22 protein-coding genes are annotated in these 20,623 nt (G+C 70.2%); 12 read left to right on the forward strand and 10 right to left on the reverse strand.

Annotated features, from left to right (window positions below; translation table 11 throughout):
• On the forward strand, nt 1-623 hold a 623-nt coding region (locus AC1HC7_RS16370; protein ID WP_479499225.1), incomplete at its 5' end, for a CbiX/SirB N-terminal domain-containing protein.
• Nucleotides 624-647: 24 nt separating this feature from the next.
• Here the strand turns inward: AC1HC7_RS16370 and AC1HC7_RS16375 are convergent.
• Both AC1HC7_RS16375 and AC1HC7_RS16380 read right to left on the reverse strand, forming a co-directional pair.
• On the reverse strand, nt 648-1,403 hold the full coding sequence (locus AC1HC7_RS16375) for an SDR family NAD(P)-dependent oxidoreductase (protein ID WP_479496824.1): 756 nt from the start codon (nt 1,401-1,403) through the stop codon (nt 648-650).
• Between the two features lie 24 nt (nt 1,404-1,427).
• Nucleotides 1,428-2,408, reverse strand: coding sequence for an NADPH:quinone oxidoreductase family protein (locus AC1HC7_RS16380; RefSeq protein ID WP_479496823.1), 981 nt, complete (start codon nt 2,406-2,408; stop codon nt 1,428-1,430).
• A gap of 241 nt (nt 2,409-2,649) precedes the next feature.
• On the opposite strand from AC1HC7_RS16380, the gene pimC reads away from it, so the two are divergent.
• Both pimC and AC1HC7_RS16390 read left to right on the forward strand, forming a co-directional pair.
• Nucleotides 2,650-3,849 carry a pimeloyl-CoA dehydrogenase large subunit gene (gene pimC / locus AC1HC7_RS16385; protein WP_479496822.1) on the forward strand — a complete coding sequence of 400 codons (1,200 nt, stop codon included), beginning with the start codon at nt 2,650-2,652 and terminating at the stop codon, nt 3,847-3,849.
• Nucleotides 3,850-3,880: 31 nt separating this feature from the next.
• Complete coding sequence (locus AC1HC7_RS16390) at nt 3,881-5,032, forward strand: acyl-CoA dehydrogenase family protein (protein ID WP_479496821.1); 1,152 nt, start codon at nt 3,881-3,883, stop codon at nt 5,030-5,032.
• A 32-nt stretch (nt 5,033-5,064) separates the two neighbouring features.
• Here the strand turns inward: AC1HC7_RS16390 and AC1HC7_RS16395 are convergent, their stop codons facing one another.
• Nucleotides 5,065-5,865 (reverse strand): crotonase/enoyl-CoA hydratase family protein, encoded by an 801-nt coding sequence (locus AC1HC7_RS16395; protein ID WP_479496820.1) that lies wholly within the window; start codon nt 5,863-5,865, stop codon nt 5,065-5,067.
• 181 nt (nt 5,866-6,046) lie between these two features.
• On the opposite strand from AC1HC7_RS16395, the gene AC1HC7_RS16400 reads away from it, so the two are divergent.
• Both AC1HC7_RS16400 and AC1HC7_RS16405 read left to right on the forward strand, forming a co-directional pair.
• Entirely contained in the window at nt 6,047-6,589 is a 543-nt protein-coding gene (locus AC1HC7_RS16400) for a DUF2799 domain-containing protein (protein ID WP_479496819.1), read from the forward strand.
• A gap of 3 nt (nt 6,590-6,592) precedes the next feature.
• Nucleotides 6,593-7,126: a DUF2799 domain-containing protein gene (locus AC1HC7_RS16405; RefSeq protein ID WP_479496818.1), complete on the forward strand. Its 534-nt coding sequence runs from the start codon at nt 6,593-6,595 to the stop codon at nt 7,124-7,126.
• Between the two features lie 37 nt (nt 7,127-7,163).
• Here the strand turns inward: AC1HC7_RS16405 and AC1HC7_RS16410 are convergent, their stop codons facing one another.
• Nucleotides 7,164-7,946, reverse strand: a complete 783-nt coding sequence (locus tag AC1HC7_RS16410) for a methyltransferase domain-containing protein (RefSeq protein ID WP_479496817.1) — start codon at nt 7,944-7,946, stop codon at nt 7,164-7,166.
• Between the two features lie 62 nt (nt 7,947-8,008).
• Between AC1HC7_RS16410 and gloB the strand changes: the two genes are divergently transcribed.
• From gloB to AC1HC7_RS16435, 5 genes are all read left to right on the forward strand, one after another.
• The gene (gene gloB, locus AC1HC7_RS16415; RefSeq protein WP_479496876.1) at nt 8,009-8,776 is read left to right on the forward strand and encodes a hydroxyacylglutathione hydrolase; all 768 of its coding nucleotides are present in this window, start codon (nt 8,009-8,011) and stop codon (nt 8,774-8,776) included.
• Between the two features lie 75 nt (nt 8,777-8,851).
• Entirely contained in the window at nt 8,852-9,103 is a 252-nt protein-coding gene (locus tag AC1HC7_RS16420) for an ArsR/SmtB family transcription factor (RefSeq protein WP_479499226.1), read from the forward strand.
• Nucleotides 9,100-9,405, forward strand: a complete 306-nt coding sequence (locus AC1HC7_RS16425; protein ID WP_479499227.1) for a hypothetical protein — start codon at nt 9,100-9,102, stop codon at nt 9,403-9,405. The genes AC1HC7_RS16420 and AC1HC7_RS16425 overlap by 4 nt, the downstream gene beginning before the upstream one ends.
• On the forward strand, nt 9,375-9,953 hold the full coding sequence (locus AC1HC7_RS16430) for a hypothetical protein (RefSeq protein WP_479499228.1): 579 nt from the start codon (nt 9,375-9,377) through the stop codon (nt 9,951-9,953). The genes AC1HC7_RS16425 and AC1HC7_RS16430 overlap by 31 nt, the downstream gene beginning before the upstream one ends.
• A gap of 72 nt (nt 9,954-10,025) precedes the next feature.
• Nucleotides 10,026-10,586 (forward strand): NADPH-dependent FMN reductase, encoded by a 561-nt coding sequence (locus tag AC1HC7_RS16435; protein ID WP_479496814.1) that lies wholly within the window; start codon nt 10,026-10,028, stop codon nt 10,584-10,586.
• Between the two features lie 27 nt (nt 10,587-10,613).
• On the opposite strand, the gene AC1HC7_RS16440 is transcribed toward AC1HC7_RS16435, so the two are convergent.
• The 6 genes from AC1HC7_RS16440 to AC1HC7_RS16465 all read right to left on the reverse strand — a co-directional run bounded on the left by AC1HC7_RS16440 (nt 10,614) and on the right by AC1HC7_RS16465 (nt 17,669).
• Nucleotides 10,614-11,927, reverse strand: coding sequence for a branched-chain amino acid ABC transporter permease (locus tag AC1HC7_RS16440; RefSeq protein WP_479496813.1), 1,314 nt, complete (start codon nt 11,925-11,927; stop codon nt 10,614-10,616).
• Nucleotides 11,927-12,940, reverse strand: coding sequence for a branched-chain amino acid ABC transporter permease (locus AC1HC7_RS16445; RefSeq protein ID WP_479496812.1), 1,014 nt, complete (start codon nt 12,938-12,940; stop codon nt 11,927-11,929). The genes AC1HC7_RS16440 and AC1HC7_RS16445 overlap by 1 nt, the downstream gene beginning before the upstream one ends.
• 25 nt (nt 12,941-12,965) lie before the next feature.
• Nucleotides 12,966-13,670 carry an ABC transporter ATP-binding protein gene (locus AC1HC7_RS16450; RefSeq protein ID WP_479496811.1) on the reverse strand — a complete coding sequence of 235 codons (705 nt, stop codon included), beginning with the start codon at nt 13,668-13,670 and terminating at the stop codon, nt 12,966-12,968.
• The gene (locus tag AC1HC7_RS16455) at nt 13,667-14,485 is read right to left on the reverse strand and encodes an ABC transporter ATP-binding protein (protein ID WP_479496875.1); all 819 of its coding nucleotides are present in this window, start codon (nt 14,483-14,485) and stop codon (nt 13,667-13,669) included. The genes AC1HC7_RS16450 and AC1HC7_RS16455 overlap by 4 nt, the downstream gene beginning before the upstream one ends.
• Nucleotides 14,486-14,584: 99 nt before the next feature.
• Complete coding sequence (locus tag AC1HC7_RS16460) at nt 14,585-15,775, reverse strand: ABC transporter substrate-binding protein (RefSeq protein WP_479496810.1); 1,191 nt, start codon at nt 15,773-15,775, stop codon at nt 14,585-14,587.
• A 247-nt stretch (nt 15,776-16,022) separates the two neighbouring features.
• Entirely contained in the window at nt 16,023-17,669 is a 1,647-nt protein-coding gene (locus AC1HC7_RS16465; RefSeq protein ID WP_479499229.1) for a hypothetical protein, read from the reverse strand.
• A 177-nt stretch (nt 17,670-17,846) separates the two neighbouring features.
• On the opposite strand from AC1HC7_RS16465, the gene AC1HC7_RS16470 reads away from it, so the two are divergent.
• Nucleotides 17,847-18,710, forward strand: a complete 864-nt coding sequence (locus AC1HC7_RS16470; RefSeq protein WP_479496808.1) for an MBL fold metallo-hydrolase — start codon at nt 17,847-17,849, stop codon at nt 18,708-18,710.
• A gap of 133 nt (nt 18,711-18,843) precedes the next feature.
• Entirely contained in the window at nt 18,844-20,592 is a 1,749-nt protein-coding gene (locus AC1HC7_RS16475; protein ID WP_479496807.1) for a bifunctional protein tyrosine phosphatase family protein/NAD(P)/FAD-dependent oxidoreductase, read from the forward strand.
• Nucleotides 20,593-20,623 lie beyond the last annotated feature (31 nt).

Below are 20,623 nucleotides of genomic sequence, written 5' to 3' on the forward strand. Positions count from 1 at the left end.
GACCGGTGCGCGCCGCGACGCTGGCCGCGCCCGGCGCCCTCGACGCCGCCTTCGCGCGCGTGGCCCAAGGCGAGACCGTGACCGTGTTCCCGCATTTCATGACCGATGGCTGGTTCGTCTCCGCCGAGCTGCGCCGCCGCGCGGCGCTGGCGATCGACGCGCGCGGGGGCGGGGTGCGCGCGCGGTTTCTGGCGCCTTTCGGCATGGCGGCGCCCTTGCCCGCGCTCTGCGCGCGGATGGCGATGGCCGGCGCGCGCGAGGCCGGGCTCGACCCGGCGCGCACCACGCTGACGCTGGCCGCCCATGGCTCGCCCTCGGACCCGCGCCCGGCGCGCGCCACGCGCGAGGCGGCGGCGCGGATCGCCCGCCTGGCGCGGTTTCGCACGGTGCGCGTGGGCTTCGTGGATCAGGCGCCGTCGCTGGTCGAGGCGCTCGCCCATGACGGCCCCGCGATCTGCCTGCCGTTCTTCGCCAGCCATGCCGGGCATGTGGAGATCGACCTGCCCGCGGCCATCGCCGAGGCCCGATTTCGCGGGCCGGTGCTGACGCCGGTGGGCGCCGATCCGCTGGCGGCGCAGGTCATCGCCGCGGCGCTGATCGCGGATGTGGCGGTCAAGGCCTGACGCCCGCCGACTGAACGCAGGGACCTAACTGATGGTCTCGCCGCCATCGGCGACGATCACCTGACCGGTGATGTAGGCCGCCGCGTCGGAGGCCAGGAACTGCACGATCCCGGCGATGTCGTCGGGCGCGCCGATGCGGCGCAGGGGGGTGCGCTGCTCGGCCTGGGCGCGGCGCGCCGGGTCTTCGGTCAGCGCGCGCGCGAAATCCGTCGCCACCAGCCCCGGCGCGATGGCGTTGACGCGCACGCCTTTCGGCCCCCATTCCACCGCCAGATTGCGCGCCAGCGCCGATTCCGCCGCCTTGGACATGCCGTAGCAGCCGATCACGCCATTGCCCCGGAACGCGGCGATGGAACTGAGCAGGATCACCGCCCCGCCGCCCTTCGCCGCCATGCCCGGCAACACCAGCGAAGTCAGCCACAGCGTGCTCAGCACGTTCACGGTCATGATTTTCTGAAACGCCGCGTCCGACAAGTCGCTCATGGGCCCGTAGACCGGGTTGGTGGCGGCGTTGCAGACCAGCACGTCGATGCGGCCCCATTTGTCCAGCGTGCCGGCGACCAGCGCCTCGACCTGGGCCTTTTCGCCCACATGGCAGGGGATGGCGATCGCCGCGCCCCCCGCGGCGCGGATCTCTTCGACCACCGCGTCGCAGGGGCCCTGCTTGCGGCTCGACACCACCACCCGCGCCCCGGCCCGCGCCAGTTGCAGGGCGGTGGCCCTGCCGATCCCGCGCGAGGATCCGGTGATCACCGCGACCTTGCCCGTCATGTCAAACATTTGTCCGCCTCCTGGTTGCCCGCCTCAGACCGTGAGGATGATCTTGCCGATGGCCTCGCGGTTCATCAGCGCGCGCAGGGCCTTGCCCGCATCCGCCAGCGGATAGGTCTGGGTGACGTGGGGCTTCAGCTTGCCCGCGGCGTACCAGTCGAACAGCTGTTCGAAATTCGCCGCCTCCACCTCGGGTTCGCGCACCCGGAACGACCCCCAGAACACCCCGACGATCGAACAGCCCTTGAGCAGCGCCAGATTGACCGGCGGCTTGGGGATCTCGCCCGAGGCGAAGCCGATCACCAGCACCCGCCCGTTCCACGCGGTGGCCCGCAGCGCCTGTTCGAACAGCGGTCCGCCCACCGGATCGTAGACCACGTCCACGCCCTTGCCGCCGGTGAGCTTTTTCAGCTTGTCCTTGATCTCGCCGTCGGAATAGTCGAGCAGATCGTCGGCCCCGGCCGCCTTCGCCGCCGCCAGCTTTTCCGGCGTGCTCGCCGCCGCGATCACCCGCGCGCCCATCAGCTTGCCGATCTCGATCGCCGTCAGCCCCACGCCGCCCCCGGCGCCGAGCACCAGCAGGGTTTCCCCCGGCTGCAGGTTCGCGCGCTGCTTGAGCGCGTGCATGGTGGTGCCGTAGGTGATCGAGAATCCCGCCGCCACCACCCCGTCCATCGCCGCCGGGCGCCGAGTCAGCGCCGCGATGTCGGCGACGATTTCCTCGGCGAAGCCGCCATAGCCGGTCATGGCGATCACCGGGTCGCCGACCGCCCAGCCTTTTTCCGCCGCGCCCTCGCCCAGCGCGTCGATGATCCCCGCCACCTCGCCCCCCGGCGAAAACGGCGGCGCCGCCTTCAGCTGATACTTGCCCTGGATGATCAACGTGTCGGGGAAATTGACCCCGCAGGCCTCGACGCGGATGCGCACCTGCCCGCGCCCCGGCGCGGGGGTCGGGACCTCGCGGATCTCCAACGTCTCGGGGGGGCCGAATTCAGAGCAGATGACCGCGCGCATTGGGGGATCCTCTCGGTTGTGGGGCGCCAGTTTCAGGCAGAGACTGACCTATGCGAAACAAGATTTCAACATGCAGAATTCCCCCGGCGCCGCTGACGTGGCGTCGCGGCGCGCGCGGTCCGATTGACAAGCCGCGCATTGCCGGAATAGCGTTTCAAGTCGTCTGCGAAACCCTGTTTTGCAGCCCCCCCCGAGCCCGGCGCGACGCCGCCGGCGGTCAGCGCCGCGCGAGGAGATGCAGATGGAACTTGGCTTCAGCAAGGAAGAACTCGATTTTCGCGACGAGGTCCGCGCCTTCATCGCCGACAACCTGCCGGACCGCATGCGCGCCAACCTGGCCGACAACCGCCATCCCTCGCGCGACGACATCGTCGACTGGACCCGCATCCTGCACAAACGCGGCTGGTCGGTGCCCAAATGGCCGGTTGAATACGGCGGCTGCGACTGGACCCCGATCCAGCAATACATCTTCGGCGAGGAAATCGCCGCCGCCCCGGCGCCCGAGCCGCTGGCCTTCGGCGTCTCCATGGTCGGGCCGGTGATCTACACGTTCGGAAACGACGCGCAGAAGAAGAAATTCCTGCCGCGCATCGCCAGCATCGAGGATTGGTGGTGTCAGGGGTTCTCCGAACCCGGGGCCGGGTCCGACCTCGCCTCGCTGTCCACCCGCGCGGTGCGCGACGGCGACGAATACGTGGTCAACGGCCAGAAGACCTGGACCACGCTGGGCCAATACGCCGACTGGATCTTCTGTCTGGTGCGCACCGACCCCGAGGTGAAGAAGCAGGCGGGCATTTCCTTCTTGCTCATCGACATGAAGACCCCCGGGATCACCGTGCGCCCCATCCAGACCATCGATGGCGGTCATGAGGTCAACGAGGTGTTCTTCGACGACGTGCGCGTGCCGGTCGAAAACCTTGTGGGCGAGGAGAACAAGGGCTGGAGCTATGCGAAATTCCTGCTCGGCAACGAACGGGTGGGCATCGCCCGGGTCGGGGCCTCCAAGGCGCGCATCCGGCGCATCCGCGAACTGGCGGCGCTGGAAAAGATCGGCGAAGGCCGGGTGATCGACAACCCGCGCTTTCGCGACCGGCTCTGCGAGGTGGAGATCGAGCTGAAGGCGCTGGAGATGACCCAGCTGCGGGTGCTCGCCGCCGAGGCCAGACGCGGGCCGACCGGCAAGCCGGACCCGGCGTCCTCGGTGCTCAAGATCAAGGGGTCCGAGATCCAGCAGGCGGTGACCGAACTGCTGATGGACGTGGTCGGCCCCTACGCCCTGCCCCGCGCCCCGGACATGCATGGCTGGAACGAACCGCCGGTGGGTCCGGACTGGGCCGACGCCGTGGCGCCGGCGTATTTCAACACCCGCAAGGTGTCGATCTATGGCGGGTCCAACGAGATCCAGAAGAACATCATCGCCAAGGCGATCCTGGGCCTTTGAGGCGCAGGAAGGAACGGAAAGGACAAGGGCGATGGATTTTGATCTGAGCGACGAGCAGCGCCTGCTGCAGGACAGCGTCAACCGGCTGCTGGAGGACAATTACGACTTCGCCGCCCGCGGCCGCCACATGGCGGGCGCGCATGGCCACAGCGCCGAAATCTGGGGAAAATTCGCCGAGCTGGGCCTGCTGGCGCTGCCGTTTTCGGAGGAAGACGGCGGCTTCGGCGCCGGGGCGGTGGAGACCATGATCGTCATGGAGGCCTTCGGCCGGTCCCTGGTGATCGAGCCGTATCTGGCCAGCGTGGCGCTGGGCGGCGGGCTGATGGCGGCGACCGCCTCGGCGGCGCAGAAGGCCGAGATCCTGCCGGGGCTGATCGCGGGCGCGACCAGGCTCGCCTTCGCCCATGGCGAACGGCAGGCGCGCTACGATCTTGCCGACATCGCGACGACGGCCGCGCCCGCGGGCGATGGCTGGCGTCTGAGCGGCGCGAAATCGCTGGTGCTGCACGGCGACGGCGCCGACTGGCTGATCGTCAGCGCCCGCAGCGCCGGGGGGCGGCGCGACGAGGCCGGCGTGGGGCTGTTCCTGATCCGCGCCGACGCGCCGGGGGTCTCGGTGCGCGGCTACGACACCCAGGACGGGATGCGCGCGGCGGAGGTGACGCTGGACGGGGCCTCGGCGGACGCGGCGCATGTGATGGGCGACCCGGGCGGGGCCATGCCGGCGATCCGGATGGTCACCGATCAGGCCATCGCCGCGCTCTGCGCCGAGGCGGTGGGGGCGATGGAGAAATCCAACGAATTGACCATCGACTACCTGCGCGAACGCAAGCAGTTCGGGATCCATATCGGGGCGTTCCAGGCGCTCCAGCATCGCGGGGCGGAAATGGTCGTGGCGCTGGAGCAGGCCCGCTCCATGGCCATGTTCGCCGCCGTCATGTCGCGCGATCCCGACCCTGTCGAGCGCGCCCGCGCGATGTCCGGCGCCAAGGTGCAGATCGGGCGCTCGGCGCGTTTCATCGGCCAGTCGGCGATCCAGCTGCATGGCGGCGTCGGCATGACCATGGAACTGTCGATCGGCCATTATTTCAAGCGCCTGACCATGATCGACAAGCTGTTGGGCGACGCCGATCACCATCTTGACCAGGTGGGCAGGGCGGGCGGCATGGCGCTGTCGGCGTAACGCCGCCGCCCGCCCCCCCCACCCGCGCGGCGTCAGTCGTATTTCGCCGCGCGGCCCTGCAATCCGGCCATGACGCTTTCGATCTGATGCGGGGCGCCGATGAGGTCTTTCTGGAACTCGCTCTCGGCCATCAGGATCGCGGGCGGGTCCGACTCCTCGGCGATATTCGCCAGCGCCTTGGCGGCGCGCATGGCCGAGGGGCTTTTGCCGGCGATCTCGCGCGCCAGATCGCGGGCGCGGGCCAGCGGGTCGGCGGCGATCTCGGTGATGAACCCATGCGCCGCGGCGTCCTCGGCGCCGAATGTCTCGGCCGTGTAGATCAGCTTGCGGATCACGTCGCCGCGCGCCAGATGGCGCATCAGGGCCATGCCGCCCATATCCGGGATCAGGCCCCATTTCATCTCCAGGATCGACATGCGCAGATTCGGCGCGCCGATGCGGATATCGGCGCCCATGGCGATCTGGAACCCGCCGCCCAGCGCCACGCCGTGCAGCGCCGCGATCACCGGGACCGGCAGCTTGCGCCACATCAGCGCGGCCTGCTGGAACAGGTTGGCGTCGCCATGGGTGCGCGCCGTGATCGAGCCGCCAAGGCTGCCGGCGCCGCTTGTCAGCATCCTGGCGAAATTGTCCTTGTCGAGCCCGGCGCAGAACGCCCGCCCATGCCCGCGCAGCACCGCGGCGCGCACCGATCCGTCGCCGGCGGCGGCGGCGGCGGCGGCCTCCATGGCGCGGATCAGATCGACGGTGATGGCGTTCATCTTCTCGGGCCGGTTCAGCGCGATCTCGGCGACGCCGTCGGCGATGTCGAGGGTGACGAGGTCGGTTGACATGGGGCTGCTCCTTGCGGCGTGCGGCTGCCCGGCGCCGGGGGCGTCCGGAGGGGGGGGCGTCGGGGGCGGCGTCGGGGGGCGCCGGCTGGCGCGAACCATGGCGCGGCGCGGCGGCGCGCGCAAGCGCCGGCGCGCCCGTTCCCGCCATGAAGCCGCCCGGCTTCGCGGCTATGCTGCGGACATGACCCGGTTGAGTCGCGCCCTGCTTCGCATCGCCCGCATGGCCGGGCGGCCCCCGCGCGCCGCGCCCATGGCGCTGGCGCTGCTGGCGGCGGCCTGCGCGCCGGGGCCCTCCGGCCCGCCGCGGATGACCCTGGCGACCTGCGCCGCGCCGGACTGGCGGGCCCTGGGGGTCGAGGACGGGGCGCGGGGGCGCGACATGGCCGCTTTCGCGCAGCGCCGCGCCGCCTGCGGCGCCGGCGCGGCGACCGAAGCCGACGAGGACGCCTGGCTGTCGGGTCACGCGGAGGGCGTGGTGCGCTATTGCAGCCCCCGCAACGGCTATGACCTGGGACGCGCCCGCGCCGCGCCGACCCTGTCCTGCCCGCCGCATCTGGAGGCCGCCTTCGCGCAGGCCTATGCCGAGGGCGCATCGGCGCGCGCCTATTACCCGTTCCCCGCCGCCACTCCGCGGATCTACCCGACGCTGGAGCTCGGCATCGGCCATGGCCGCCACGGCGGCTGGCGGACCGGGCTGAGCGGCGGCGTCGGGATCGGGTTCTGAGCCGTGGCGCGCCCGCGCATCCCCTGGGCGCCGGCCGCCGCGCTTCTGCTCGGCGCCTGCGCCAGCCTGTCGCAAAGCCAGTGCCTAGGCGGCGACTGGCGCGCCATCGGGCTCGCCGACGGCGCGCAGGGGCGCGGGCCCGAGCGGCTGGAAGATCACCGCGCCGCCTGCGCCAAGACCGGGGTCGCCCCCGACGCCGTCGCCTGGGCGGCGGGGCGCGCCGAGGGGCTGCGCCATTACTGCACGCCCTACAACGCCTGGCGGGTGGGGCGGCGCGGGGCGCTTCTGGCCTCGGTCTGCCCGGCCGCGGCTGCGCCCGCGCTGCAGGCCGCCTGGGCGGAGGGCGCGGCCTATCACGATATCCGGCAGGAAATCGACCTGATCCGCGCCCGCGGTTCCTGGGGCCGCTATGGCGGTCCATATTACTTTGGCAGCCATGATTTCCTGATCAACCAGTCGCGCATCGCCGGGCTGCGCGCGCGCCTGCGGGCGCTGCCGCCGCCGCCCGCGCCGCCACCGGCGCAGCCGCCGAACTGACTTGATCCGCGCCGGCGACATCGGCAAGGCGGTCCTGTCAGGCGTCGCGCCGCGCGCCGCGCGGCTCCGCCCGCGTCGCCGGCTTCGGGCGCCCGGCGAGGCCCTCCAGCGCCTCCTCGATAGTGGCGCGGGTGCGCTGACGCAGGCCCGGGCGCGGCATGGCGTAGACGGTCTTGGTGGCCTCGACCAGCACCGCCCCGGCAAGGCGGCTGGCGCCCAGGCGCAGGCCGAGGTTTTCCCACATCCGCGCGGTCTTCAGCCAGAACCGCTTGTCGCTGGGCGGGCCGAACAGCGCCGCCGCGTGCTGCTCGGGTTGGAAATCATGGGCGCGCAGATGGCTTTCCAGCTGGCTCACCGAATAGGGGCGGCCATGGCCGAAGGGCGTCGCCTCGCCCCGCGCCCAGAGCCCGGAACGGTTGGGCGCAATGATGATCGCCTTGCCCCCGGGCGCCAGCACCCGGTGCATTTCCTCCAGCAGCGCCCCGGGGCGGTCGCAGGTCTCCAGCCCATGGGCGACGATCAGCCGGTCCGCAAAGCCCACGGGCAGCGGCCAATGGGTTTCCTCGACCAGCACGGAGCGGTTCGGCCCCTCGGCGGGCCAGTGGCAGACCCCCTGCTGACCGGGCATGAAGCACAGGGTGCGCGCGGCCTCGGCCATCAGCGGGCGCAGCAGCGGCGCGGCGAAGCCGAAGCCGACCAGGGTCTCGCCGGCGATGTCGGGCCACATGCCGCGCACCGCGCCGCGCAAGGCCACCTGCGCGGCGCGCCCCAGCTGGGTGCGATAGTAGAACCGGCGCAGGTCCACGACGTCGAGATGCATTGCGCGAGCCTATGGGTTGAGACATGCTGGCCCGACCCTACCCCAATGCCGGAGCCTCCGCCATGCCGCTCGACGTCACCATCATCCCCTGCCTCGGCGACAATTACGCCTACCTTCTGCACGAGCCCGGCGCCGATGTCTGGGCCCTGGTGGACGCGCCCGAATCCGGGCCGATCCGCAAGGCGATCGACGCCGCGGGCGGGCGGCTGGACCTGATCCTGCTCACCCATCACCACTACGATCATATCGATGCCGCCGAGGATCTCGCCGCCGCCTATGGCGCGAAGCTGGTGGGCGCCAAGGCGGACGCCGAACGGCTGCCCAAGCTCGATCAGGCGGTGGTCGAGGGCGACGAGGTGGCGGTGGGCGACGAGATCGCGCGCGTCATCGACGTGTCGGGCCACACCATCGGCCATGTGGCGTTTCATTTTCCGGGCGCCGGCATGGCCTTCACCGCCGACAGCCTGATGGCGCTGGGCTGCGGGCGGGTGTTCGAGGGCACGCATCTGATGATGTGGGAAAGCCTGAGCAAGCTGATGGCGCTGCCGCGCGACACGAAGATCTATTCCGGGCACAATTACGGCGCGGCGAACGGGCGCTTCGCGCTCAGCATCGAACCGGGCAACGAGGCGCTGGTCGCGCGCATCGCCCGCATCGAGGCGGCGGACGCGGCGGGAACGCCGATCGTGCCTTCGACGCTGGAGGAAGAGCTCGCCACCAACCCGTTCCTGCGCGCGGGCGTGCCGACGGTGAAGGCCGCCGTCGGCCTGCCCGGGGGCGACGACGCCGCGGTGTTCGCCGAGATCCGGCGGCGCAAGGACGGTTTTTAGGCGCAGGACGCGCGGCGCAAGCCCCGGCGCGCGGCGCTGGGCGCGGCGCCGCGCCTCGACGCCATCCGGATCCTGGTGCGCGCCGGGCCCGACGGGCTGCCGGTCGGGGCGCTGCAGGCGCGGCTCGGCATCCCCGGATCGACGCTCAGCCACCATCTGCGGTTTCTCGCCGCCGCCGGGCTGCTGACGCAGGAACGCCGGGGGCGCAGCCTGATCTGCCGCGCCGGGTTCGCGCGCGTCGACGCGCTGGCGGATTTCATCCGCCGCGAATGCTGCCTCGATGCCCGGGCCGAGGGCGCAGAGGCGATCCCGGAGCGGACCCCGTGACCGAAGTCGCACTCCGCCAGGCCGCCGCCACGCGGCAGCTGGCGCGCCGGCTGGATCGGGTCTGGCTGCTGATCCTCGCCATCGCCGGGCTGACCGCGCTGCGCGACCCGGACCGGGCCGGCGAGGTCTTCGCCATCGGCGCAGGCGCCTTCGCCGGAACCGCGCCTTTCATCGCCGTCGCGGTGCTGTCGATCGCCTGGCTGAAGGCCAGCGGCGCCGAGACCATGATCGCCCGCGCCTTCGAGGGGCGCGGGGCGCGCCGCTGTCGGCGGTGTTGGCGTTCTGGCTGGCCTCGCCGCTGATGGACCCGCCGACGCTGTTCATCACCGCCGGGGCGCTGGGCTGGCATTTCGCCATTGGCAAGGCGGCGGCGGCGGTGGGGCCGGGGCTGCCGGGCGGCCATGTCATGGCGGCGCTGATGCGCGCGGGCGCCTTCGCGCAGCCGCTGCGCCCGACGGCGCCCGCGTCCTGCGGCCGCGCCCGCCCGGCGCTGGACGGCAAGCCGGTCTGGCGGGTCTGGCGCGATCCGGCGCGGCGCGCGACGTTTTGCGATCAGGGCAGGGCCAACGCGCTGTTCCTGATCAAGTGGATGGCGCTGGCCTATCTGCTGGAAGGCCTGATGATCGTCTACCTGCCCGCCGAGGCCGTGGGCGGGCTGGTCGCCGCCCTGATCCAGCAGGGCATGAGCCCCGGCGCGGCGACGGCGTTTCTGGCGGCCGGCGCGCTCAGCAGCGCCCCGGCGATGGCGGCGGTCTGGTCGCTGGTGCGCCCGCCGGTCTTCGCCATGTATTTCGGGCTCGGCCTCGGCGGGGCCATGCTGGCGGGGGCGCTGTTCAGCCTCGTCGCATGACCGGCGCGGTTGCGATCCGCAACGATCCGGCTATGTATTTGCGGCGGGCCAGGTTTCGGGCCCGGCCGCCGCATGTTCAAGAGGGCCCGCCACGCCATGATCGATTCGCCGACGCTTCTGACCATCTCCGGCTCTCTGCGCCGGGGCAGCTTCAACACGCTGCTCTGCGCCGAGGCCGCGCGCCTGTTCGCCCCGGCCCGGATCGAGACCGCCGACATTCGCCTGCCGCTCTATGACGGCGACCTTGAAGACCAGGGCATGCCCCCGGAGGTGCTGGCCCTGGTCGCCCAGATTCGCGCCGCCGACGCGGTGGTGATCTCCACCCCCGAATACAACGGCAACCTGTCGGGGGTGCTGAAGAACGCGCTGGACTGGGCGAGCCGGGTCAAGCCGCAGCCGCTGATCGACAAGCCGCTGGCGATCCTGTCCGCCGCCGCCGGGCGTTCGGGCGGGGCCCGGGCGCAGTATTCGCTGCGCCACTGCCTGGTGGCCTTCCAGCCGCGCATCCTGCAAGGGCCCGAAGCGATGATCGCCGGCGCCTACGCGGCGTTCGACGAGGCCGGGCGGCTGAAGGACGACGCCTCGCGCAAGATGGTCGCGGCGCTGATGCAGCGCCTGCGCGCGCTGATCTGACAGTATCCGGTCGGGCGCGCCCCCGGGTCAGCGGCGCACCCGTTCGGGGATCAGGCCGTTGGGCGCGAAGCGCATCACCAGCAGCAGGATCATCCCCATGAAGATCATGCGCATATGCGCCGCGCCCTCGATCAGCTTGTTGGCCAGCGCCCCGCCCTCGGGCAGCAGGCTGACGATGCCCTTCATGAGCCAGAGCCCGGCGGGCTCGGCCTGAATCCACACGAACCAGATCAGGAATCCGCCCAGCACCGCCCCCCAGTTGTTGCCCGATCCGCCGACGATCACCATCACCCAGATCAGGAAGGTGAAGCGCAGCGGGTTGTAGGCGCCCGGGGTGAACTGCCCGTCCAGCGTGGTCAGCATCGCCCCCGCGACGCCCACCACGGCGGAGCCCAGCACGAACACCTGCAGATGCCGCGCGGTGACGTTCTTGCCCATGGCGGCGGCGGCGTCCTCATTGTCGCGGATGGCGCGCATCATCCGACCCCAGGGCGAGGCCAGCGCCCGCTCGCTGAGCCACAGCACCCCGGCCAGAACCGCCGCGAACAGCCCCGCGTAGATCAGCTTGACGAAGATCCCCGAGGCCTCGCCCAGATCCATGCCCAGGCGGTCCGCCAGATCCACGAACCAGGCCGCCTTCTGCAATTCGATCTCGTAGGGCGCGGGGCGGGCGAGCCCGGAGACGTTCTTGACGCCGCGCACCAGCCAGTCCTCGTTCTTGATCACGGCGATGATGATTTCCGAAATCCCCAGCGTGGCGATCGCCAGATAGTCCGAGCGCAACCCCAGCGCGATCTTGCCGACGATCCAGGCGATGCCGGCGGCGAACAGCCCGCCCACCGCCCAGCCGAGGGTGATCGGCAGGCCCAGCCCGCCGATATTGCCGGCGGTGGCCGGGTTGATCGCCTCGATGGCGTCGACCGCCGGGTCGTAGAGCCCGCGCATGACGAAATAGCCGCCGACGATGATCACCGCGTTGATCAGCCCGCGCAGCGCGCCCGGCGCCATGCGCCTGCGGATCTGGCCGACCGCGAACACGATGGCCGTCAGCGCCGCCAGCGTGAAGGCCAGCCCGGCCCCGCCGGCGCGCCAGGCCTCGACCATCACCGGTTCGGAGACCAGCACCGCCGCCACCCCGCCCAGCGCCGCGAATCCCATGATGCCGACATTGAACAGCCCGGCGTAGCCCCACTGGATGTTGACCCCCAGCGCCATGATCGCCGAGATCAGGCACAGGTTCAGGATCGACAGGCTCACCGACCAGCTTTGCATCATGCCGACGCCGACCAGCAGCGCCGCCATGACCGCGAAAGCCAGGGGGCCGCGCGCGGCCTTGGCCATCACAGCACCCTCCCCTTGATGATCCCCGTGGGCCGCACCAGCAGCACCACCACCAGGATGATGAAGCTGACCGCGAACTTGTAGTCGGTGGACAGCAGTTGCAGCAGCCCCTCCGGCGCCCAGTCGGGGGGCGCGAGATAGGTGATGAATTTCTTGTAGGCGTAGGTGATGGTGACTTCCGAGAACGCCACCACGTAGCCCCCGAGGATCGCCCCGATCGGCTGGCCGATGCCGCCGACGATCGCCGCCGCGAAGATCGGCAGCAGCAGCTGGAAATAGGTGAAGGGCTTGAAGGATTTGTCGAGCCCGTAAAGCACCCCGGCCACGGTCGCCAGCGCCGCGGCGATGATCCAGGTGACGCGCACCACCTTGTCGGGATCCACCCCCGACAGCAGCGCCAGATCCTCGTTGTCGGAATAGGCGCGCATGGCCTTGCCCATGCGGGTGCGCTGCAAGAACCAGAACAGCGCCGCCACCACGATCAGCGCCAGCGCCACGGTCAGCCCCTGGCTGAGCTTGATCGCCAGCCCCTCGTTCAGCCCGGACCACTGCTTGAATTCCCGCGCCTTGACCAGAAACCGCGCGCCGTCGGCGAACCGCTGGTCGTTGGGGCCGATGATCAGCCGCACCGCGCCGTTGAGCAGGAACATCACCCCCACCGAGGCCATCACCAGCGTCACCGGCCTGGCCTTGCTCACCCGGTAGAATCGGAACACCGACCGGTCGATCAGCAGGCTCGCCGCCACCGCCGCGAAGATCCCGAAGGGCAGCGCCAGCAGCGCCGTGGGCAGCGGCGCGATGGACAGGCCGACGCTCTGCATCCACCAGGTGACGAGAATGGTGGCCATGGCCCCGAAGGCCATCAGGTCGCCATGGGCGAAATAGGCGAAGCGCAGAATGCCGAAAATCAGCGTCACCCCCAGCGCCCCGAGCGCCAGCTGCGACCCATAGGCCAGCCCCGGCACCAGCACGAAATTGGCCAACAGCACCACCGCGTTGAGAATATCGGTCATCTCGGGCACTTCAGGGCTCCAATCTTCATCCGCCGAGAAACGATCGGCGAACCTCCGGGTTGGCCAGCAGCGCCGCCCCGGTGTCGGTGAAACGGTTTCGGCCCTGCACCAGCACATAGCCGCGATCAGCGATGTTGAGCGCCTGCCGGGCGTTCTGCTCGACCATGAGAATGGCGATGCCGCTGGCGGCGATTTCAAGGATCCTGTCGAACAGTTCGTCCATGACGATGGGCGACACCCCGGCCGTGGGTTCGTCCAGCATCAGCACCGAGGGGCGCGTCATCAGCGCCCGGCCCACCGCCACCTGCTGGCGCTGCCCGCCCGACAATTCGCCCGCCGGCTGGCGGCGCTTTTCGCGCAATATAGGGAACAGCTCGAACACCTGGCTCATGGTGCCCGAAAAATCATCCTCGCGCAGGAAGGCCCCCATTTCGAGGTTCTCCTCGACGCTCATGCCGGTGAACACGTTCTGGGTCTGGGGCACGAAGGCCATGCCCGCCTGCACCCGGTCCTGGGGCGACAGCCCGGTGATGTCGCGCCCGTCGAGCCGCACCTGGCCCGAGCGCAGGCCCAGCATCCCGAACACCGCCTTCATGGCGGTGGACTTGCCCGCGCCGTTGGGGCCGACGATCACCGCGATCTCGCCCTTTTCCACGGCGATGGTGCAGGAATGCAGGATGTCGGCGGCGCCGTAGCCGCCGGTCATCTCGTCGCCGATGAGAAAGCTCATGCCGGCGGCTCCCCCGCGGCCGCGGCTTCGGCGGCTTGCTGGCGCGGGGTCTTGTTCTTGAGCCCGGTGCCCAGATAGGCCTCGATCACCCGGTCGTCGGATTTCACCGCCTCGGCCGAACCCTCGCACAGCACCTTGCCCTCGGCCATGACGATCACCGGATCGCAGAGGCGGGAGATGAAATCCATGTCATGCTCGATCATGCAGAACGTGTAGCCGCGTTCGCGGTTGAGCCTGAGGATCGCGTCGCCGATGGTGTTGAGCAGGGTGCGGTTGACCCCGGCGCCGACCTCGTCAAGAAACACCACGCGGGCGTCCACCATCATGGTGCGGCCCAGTTCCAGCAGCTTCTTCTGACCGCCCGACAGGTTGCCCGCCACCTCGTCGGCGACATGGGCGATTTCGAGAAACTCGATCACCTCGTCGGCCCTGGCGGCGATGGCGCGTTCCTGCTCGCGCACCGCGCCGCTTGAAAACCACGCGTCCCACAGCATTTCGCCCGACTGGCCGCCGGGGACCATCATCAGGTTCTCGCGCACCGTGAGGGTGGCGAATTCATGGGCGATCTGGAAGGTGCGCAGCACGCCGCGCGCGAACAGTTCGTGGGGCTTCAGCCCGGTGATGTCCTCGCCGTCCAGATACACCCGCCCGGAGGTGGGCGGAAACGCCCCGGCGATGACGTTGAACAGCGTGGTCTTGCCGGCGCCGTTGGGGCCGATCAACCCGGTGATGGAGCCCTTGGCGATCTCCAGCGTGGCGTCGTTGACCGCATGCACGCCGCCAAAGGACTTGCGCATGTTCTCGACGCGGATCATGAACCGGTTCTCATGCATCGTCCCGTCAATGAGAGACCCCGGCGCGGGGGGCCGCCGCGCCAGGGTCGATTGCAATGCTGGGTGTCAGGACACCCGCGATCAGCGGAACCCGAGGGTGACGAACTTGCCGCCCTTGACCTCGTATTCGCGATAGGACCCGGCGGCCTCGCCGGCGCCGATCAGGTTGACGTTGGTGGCGCCCTCGTAATCGACCTGCCCGCCTTCGGCGAGGATCTTCAGCCCCTTGGCCAGCTCGCCGGGCAGGATCTTTTCGCCCGGCCCGTTGGCGACCTCGATGACCTTGGACTGGATCGCCGCGCGGTCCGAGGACCCCGCCGCCTGCATCGCCAGCGCGATCAGCGCCGCCGCGTCGTAGCTTTCCGGGCGGAACGGGCCGTCGCCGTCAACGCCGTTGTCCGCGGCGAATTTGAGGAACGCCTTGGCCCCGTCGCTGTCGGACCCGGGCACCGCGCCGATGGCGGCGCCGTTCAGATCAGGGCCGATGTTTTCCAGCAGGCTTTCGCCGAACATGCCGTCGCCGAGGATGAAGCTGTCAAAGGCGCCCGTGTCCAGCGAGGTCTGGATGATGCCGCGCCCGCCCTGATCGACATAGCCGAACACCACCAGATGCTCGGCGCCCGAGGCCGACAGCGCCCCGACCTCGGCCGAATAATCGGCCTTGCCGTCCTCATGCGCCGCGGTGATGGCGATCTTGCCGCCCAGCGCGCGGAAGGCGTTGTCGAAGCTGTCCGACAGCCCCTTGCCGTAATCGTTGTTGGTGTAGGTGACGGCGACGGTCTCGATGCCCCTGTCGATGACGATCTGCGCGATCACCTCGCCCTGGCGGGCATCCGACGGCGCGGTGCGGAAAAACAGGTCGTTGTCCTCGATGGTGGACAGCGCCGGCGACGTCGCGGAGGGCGAGATCATCACCACGCCGTTGGGGACCGCCACGTTGTTGGCGATGGCGATGGTGACGCCGGAGCAATCGGCGCCCATGATCGCGGCCACCTTGTCCGAGGTCACCAGGCGCTCGGCGCCGGCGCTGGCGGCGGCGGAATCGATGCAGGTGCTGTCGGCGCGCACCGGGACGAGCGTGTCTCCGCCCAGCAGCGCGCCGCTGTCGGAGACCTCCTTCATGGCCAGCTCGGCGCTGGCGGCCATGCCCGGGGTCAGGGATTCGATCGGGCCGGTGAATCCGAGGATCACGCCGATCTTGATCTCTTCGGCCGCGGCGGCGCCGGTCAGGGCCAGCGCAAGCGCGGCCGAGGCGAGCAGGGTCTTTTTCATGGTGGACTCCCGTTGGGTTCTGTTGGGTCGCGTGTTTTGCTCGCGGCGCCGCGCCGATGGCGCGCGCCGTTTCTGCAACATTTTGTGTTGCAAGCGTGAGGACATGTCAATCGCGCCGCCCGGGTTTTTCCCGATCCTTTCCTGTGGTGTTCCTGTGGTGTTCCTGCGGTTTTTCCGTGATTTTCCGGCTGGATCATCAGCGAAGCCACGATCGGTCCCGCCCATGCGCGGCGGCGGGGCGCGCGATTCAGCCGGCGTAGAACAGATCGATCGCGGCGAAATCGGCGGCGTCGAGCCCGATCAGCGTCACCTGATCGCCCGAGGCGATTTCATGAAACCGCAGCCCGTCGGCGACCGTCTCGACCCGGTAATCGGCCGCGGCGCCGGCCAGGGTCAGCCGGTCCTCGACCAGATCGAAATCGCGGACCGCGTCGCGCCCGCTGCGCCCGTCGAACACGAACATGTCGGCCCCCGGGCCGCCGCGCAGCGCATCGTCGCCGGGGCCGCCGTAAAGCGCGTCATCCCCGGCCCCCCCGGTCATCAGGTCGTCGCCGGCGCCGCCGCGCAGCACGTCGCGCCCGGCCTCGCCGAACAGCGAATCGTCGCCGGCGCCCCCCTGCAGCCGGTCGCGCCCGGCCCCGCCGGCGATCCTGTCGGCGCCGCCGTCGCCGCTGAGCCGGTCATCGCCGCGCGCCCCCTGCAGACTGTCATCGCCGCCGCCGCCAAAGCCGCGGATGGCCCCGTCATGGGCGCGCAGCAGGTCGCCCCCGGCGCCGCCGCGCAGCGTCGGCGCGCCAACGGCGTGCCAGGCGATCAGCCGGTCGGCGCCGTCGCCGCCCGCCAGCAGGGCGCGGGCGCCGTCCAGATCATGCGCCTGCGACGGGCGCAGGATCAGCAGATCGTCCCCGGCGCCGCCATCGACGCGCCCGGCCTCGCGGCGCACCCGCAGCACGTCGTCGCCGCCCCCGCCGAACAGGTCCGGCGCGCCGGACTCGCGCCCGCCCGTCGCCACCAGCACGTCATTGCCGGCGCCGCCATGGGCCGCGCCGTCGGCCAGTTCCAGCCGGTCGTCGCCGCGATCGCCGAACAGCGTGTCCCGCCCGCCGCCGCCGAACAGCGAATCGCGCCCGGCGCCGCCGCGCAATTCGTCGTCGCCGGCGAAATCCCCGGACCCGGCGCGAAACGCGTCATCGCCGCCGCGCCCGCGAAACAGCACGTCGCCGCGCGGCCCGAACAGATCGTCGTCGCCGGCGCCGCCGATGATCGCCACCCGCCCGGCATCGGCGTCATGGCGCAGGGTCACGTCCTGATCCGCGCCGTAGAGATGCACGAGCGCCGCCTTGTCGAATCGCCGATACCCGTCCTGCGCGAACCGGCCTTCGGCGTAGGACATCACCGTGTTGACGGTCTGATCGAGCCGGAACGCCAGTTGCTCGCGCCCCTCGAACGGGTGCTTCAGCCCCGCCGCGTGGCCCAGTTCATGCAGCACGGTTTCGAAATAGCCGCCGCCCGGCCCGTAGGGCGCGTCGCGCCACAGCCCCATGAACACCGTCTCGGGCCGGGGCAGGTAGGCCCATCCCGCAAGGGCGCCGGCGTCAAAGGCGAAAGGCTGGATCATGCCGCCCTTTTCGACCTCGACCAGTTCCAGTCCGGAGACCGCCGACAGGATGGCCGCCGCCTTGCGAAAGGCGCCGCGCTCGCCGGCGTTCAGCCCGCTGTAGCCGCTGGCTTCGCGCAGGCTCGGGCGTTCGAGCCATGGCAGATCGGCGGCGCTGTCGGAAAAATCATAGGTGATCACGCCACCGTGACCCACCGGCCGATCCGCGCCCCAGCGCGCGCCATGCTCCTGTCGATAAGCCAGAAGCGGGTAGTAGTTTTCCGTGGGCACGGGCATGATGTGGAACGCCTTTTGACGGTGCAGGTCTACGCAACCGGAGCATGATCGCACAATCCGCGCGCGCATCCAACGCACCGGCGCTGGACCCGCGCCGGGGCCGGAATACATTCAATTATTGAAATATAAGATCAACACCCTTATATCGTGAAACTAACGGGAATCGGGAGAACCCTCATGAAGCCTGACGTCACCCCCTTCTTTGACGAAGCCACGAACACCGTCACCTTCGTGGTCAAGGACCCGGGCTCGCCCGCCTGCGCCATCGTCGATTCGGTGCTCGACTACCACCCGAATTCGGGGCGCACGGACACCGCCTCGGCGGATGCGGTGATCGCCCATGTGCGCGAGCATGGCCTGAAGGTCGAATGGATCCTCGAAAGCCATGTGCACGCCGATCACCTGAGCGCCGCGCCCTATCTTCAGCGCGAACTCGGCGGCAAGATCGGCATCGGCGAAAACATCACCGTGGTGCAGAACGTGTTCGGCAAGGTGTTCAACGAGGGCACCGAATTCCAGCGCGACGGATCGCAGTTCGACCAGCTGTTCAAGGAACAGGACCGGCTGCGGATCGGCGGGCTGACGGGATTCGTGCTGCACACGCCCGGGCACACGCCGGCCTGCCTGACCTTCGTGATCGGCGACGCGGCCTTTGTCGGGGACACGCTGTTCATGCCAGATTTCGGCACCGCGCGCTGCGATTTCCCCGGCGGCTCGGCCGAAACGCTGTATGATTCGATCCAGAAGATCCTGTCCCTGCCCGACGACACCCGCATCTTCGTCTGCCACGACTACAAGGCGCCGGGGCGTGACGAATACGCGTGGGAGACCACGGTCGCCGAGCAGAAGGCCCATAACGTGCATGTGGGCGGCGGGCGCAGCGGCGACGACTTCGTGAAGATGCGCGAGCAGCGCGACGCGGAGCTGGACCTGCCGCAACTGATCATCCCCTCGATTCAGGTGAACATGCGCGCCGGGCGCATGCCGCCGGCCGAGGACAACGGCGTTTCCTACCTCAAGACCCCCATCAACACGCTCTGACCCGCCGACCCGCCGACCGCCGCGCGCCCGGGCGATCCGGGGCGCGCCGGCGGCGGGCGGCGGGTCGGCGGGTCGGCGACGACGATCAACGAGCCTCGCAAGGGGCCGCATCCAGCAGAGAGGATACGACCCCATGGACATCAAGCCGATCTCCCCCGAACTGAGCGTCACGCCGCAGATATCGGCGGCCGATGTCGGGCTCGCCGCCGCGCAGGGCGTGCGCGCGATCATCTGCAATCGCCCCGACGGCGAGGGGCCGGACCAGCCTTCATCGGCCGAGATCGCCGCCGCCTGCAAGGATCACGGGCTTGAATTCCGCTACATCCCGGCCAAGGCCGGGGCGGTCACCGACGACAACGCCGCCGCCTTCGGCGCGGCGCTGCGCGACCTGCCCGGCCCGGTGCTGGCCTATTGCCGCACCGGCATGCGCTCGACCACCATGTGGGCGCTGGTCAAGGCCCCGCGGCTCAGCGCCGACGCGATCGCCGCCGCCGCCGCCGGGGCCGGCTATGATCTGAGCGGGCTGCGCGAACGGCTCGACGCGCTGGCCGGCGGCGCCCTGCCCGCGACCGGCGCCCCGACGGGCGGCCGCGCCGCCACCCGCCACGACGTGGTCATCGTCGGCGGCGGCTCGGGCGGGATCTCCACCGCCGCGTCGCTGCTGAAGCGCCGGCCCGGGCTCGACATCGCCATCGTCGAGCCCCGCGACCAGCATTTCTATCAACCCGGCTGGACCCTGGTGGGCGGCGGCGTGTTCCAGCGCGGCGACACCATGCGCGCCATGCACGCGGTGATGCCCGACGGGGTGAAGTGGATCCGCGCCGCGGTGTCGGGCTTCGAACCGGAACAGTCGCAGATCGTGCTCGAGGACGGCGCCCGGCTCGGCTATCGCACGCTGGTTGTCTCGCCGGGGCTGAAGCTGGACTGGGACGCGGTGGACGGCCTGCGCGAGACGCTGGGCAAGAACGGCGTCACCTCCAACTACATGTTCGACATGGCCCCCTACACGTGGGAGCTGGTGCAGAACCTGCGCCGCGGCAAGGCGCTGTTCACCCAGCCGCCGATGCCGATCAAATGCGCCGGGGCGCCGCAGAAGGCGATGTATCTGAGCGCCGATCACTGGAAGCGCGCCGGGCGGCTGCGCGACGTGGACATCCAGTTTTCCAACGCCGGGGGCGTGCTGTTCGGGGTCGCCGACTACGTGCCGCCGCTGATGGACTACGTCCGCAACTACGGCATCGGGCTGAATTTCAACGAGAACCTGATCGCGGTGGACGGCGCCGCCAAGACCGCCACCTTCCGGCGCACCGTCGACGGCGAGACCGAGGACGTGACCCGCGATTTCGACATGCTGCATGTCTGCCCGCCCCAGACCGGGCTGGATTTCGTCGCCAATTCGCCGCTGGCCAACGCGGCGGGCTGGGTCGAGGTCAGCCCCGAGACCCTGCAGCACACCCGCTACGGCGATGTTTTCGGGCTTGGCGACGGCTGTTCGACGCCCAACGCCAAGACCGCCGCGGCGGTGCGCAAGCAGGCGCCGGTGGTGGCGGAAAACGTGCTCTCGGCGCTGGACGGCCAGGCGCCCCGCGCGATCTATGACGGCTACGGCTCCTGCCCGCTGACGGTGGAGCGCGGCAAGATCGTGCTGGCGGAGTTCGGCTATGGCGGCAAGATCCTGCCCTCGCTGCCGCTGTGGATGATCGACGGCAAGAAGCCGACCCGCGCGGCGTGGTTCCTGAAGGAAAAGCTGCTGCCGCCGGTCTACTGGCACGCGATGCTGAAGGGGCGCGAGTGGCTCGCGGGCCCCGAGATCCTGCCCATGACCCCCGCGGCGCATGAGGCGCAGGAGGCTTGTGATTTCGTCGAGCCGAAGGCGAGCTAGATCGTCGAGCCGAAGGCGAGCTAGATCGTCG

The organism is Oceanicella sp. (assembly GCF_056449545.1).